At 61.1% G+C, this 1,902-nt stretch carries 1 protein-coding gene; it reads right to left on the bottom strand.

The features are described 5' to 3' along the window. Window positions 1–427: 427 nt before the first annotated feature. A partial coding sequence (locus tag ABX749_RS31300; RefSeq protein ID WP_372899487.1) for a DUF1588 domain-containing protein occupies window positions 428–1,902 on the bottom strand: 1,475 nt, incomplete at its 5' end.

Genomic DNA, 1,902 nt, shown 5'->3' with positions numbered 1-1,902 from the left:
TCGGCCATGACCCATCCCTCATCCGTGTGAAAATACGTGAACCGCGGGTAATAGGATACACCAAAACATGTTGACAGGCCTACCCCGACGGGGTCAAAGCCAGTAGCCGGAGGTGAGCGAAGCGACACCTCCGGACATCCGGTCCCCCGTCAGACGCGACCCCGAAGGGTGTCGAAGCAAATGATGTCGGCGCCCTCGGACCCGGCCAGCCCGCACGCTCAAGCTCACCCATCAACTCCTTTACGAACGCAGACTGCCGCACCGCCGGCGGATAGATTCACAGCGACCCCGTCCGGAGTCGAGGGGATTGTGGGACGTGCTTCCCGGAGGTGACGCTGCGCTGACCTCCGGCTACTCGCTGGCATCCCTCCGGGAGACTCGGTTCGCTGCCGCTCACATCGCCCAACCGTCGGCCAGCTCGCCTCGCCTACCTGGATTCGGCCAACATTCCGGGTTCGCTGCGGGTGCGATACAGAAAGGCGTCCGACGTCAGCAGCGAGGTGATCAGTGCCTTCATGCTGCCGCCGCTCTCCTTGTAGGCGCGGTGTGCGTCTTGCAGCACGGGAGCGTCGTGGAGCGTTTCGTTGCGGCCCATCCAGAAACGGAACGCGTGTCTCACGAAAACCTGTTCGGCGCGTTCACTTTCGGCAAGTTTTTGGATCATCTCAATCGCATCGGTCACTTCGCCGTCGAGTTCTGGATCCCCCGAATCGATGATCTCGCCCGTGGTGTCGACGGGCTTGTCCAGTTCCAGCGTGCGATACAGCCCCGCGTGGTTGTACATCTCGAACGGCAACCCGAGCGGATCCATTTTTTCGTGGCAGGTCCAGCAATACGTTTCCCGCGTGACCCGCATGCGTTCGCGCAGGGTGCTGTGGGGTTCATCGGGCAGCATCGCATCGACGGTGATCGGCACATCGGGAATGCCGCCGCCGAGCAATCGTTCGCGGATCCATCGACCGCGCAAGATGGCGTGATTGTCCATTGCGTCGGAGTGTGAAACGAGCCAACTGGGATGGGTCAGGATGCCCAACCGTTGGCCTTCGGGTGCGGTGGCGAGGACTCGCTCGGGTTTCATCGATCCGGCGCCAAAGCTGCGGCGACTGACGCGGGCAAAGATCGTCGGTCCGGCCAGCTCGGCCTCGTCCACGCTGTGATTTCCGTTGTCGCGGCGCTGCTTTTTCAACGCAGTCAGTTTCTTCTCGGCAGCCGTGACCGCTCTTTCTTTCGCCGTCAGCTCCCTCTGTTTCTTCGCCGTGTCTTCGTCCGGATTCGCCTTCATCGACTGTTCCAATTCGGTCAATTCCTTTTTCGCCAATTCCAGCGCCGCGGTCGCCTCCTTCGTTTCTTCGTCCGCTGCCCGTTTTGCCTCGGCCACCGCCGCAGCGGTTTCTTCTTTGGTTCGCTTTCTGCCGAAGTAGACCTGGTCGTTCTTGGTGGCGACCACCTTGTCCGTCGTCAGCAATTGTTTCAACACATCCTTGTCTTCTTGCAGGATCAGTTCGACCAAGCGATCCGTGCTGGCGGTCGCGTCGAACATCGCGCGGTAGTGCGCCACTCCCCTCGCGTTGACGCCGGTTTCCGCGAGCGCTTTGTTGTCCTTGCAGATGTAGCCGCCGAGGTCGTAGTCGAAATAGTCTCGAAAGAACTGCAGGATGCGAGGCTTTCGGATGCTGTCATCGCCGAGCATCCGTTGGACTTCGCGGCGCACATCGTCCCGGGTCCGCATACGACCGTCCAGGACCGCCGCCCGCAGTGCTTCGTCGGGTTTGATGTATCGCAATGCGTGATTGACGGCCAGACCGAGTTCCCAGTCTTGCAGCATGACGCGTCCGTGCGGATCCGGCGAACCGTACTCGACAAGTTCGGGCCGAAACAGCGCGTCACGATCCAGGAAGATCG

The sequence above is a fragment of the Stieleria sp. genome, from assembly GCF_041595215.1.
GTDB lineage: Bacteria > Planctomycetota > Planctomycetia > Pirellulales > Pirellulaceae > Stieleria > Stieleria magnilauensis.
This window is presented reverse-complemented; position numbering and strand designations above follow the sequence as displayed.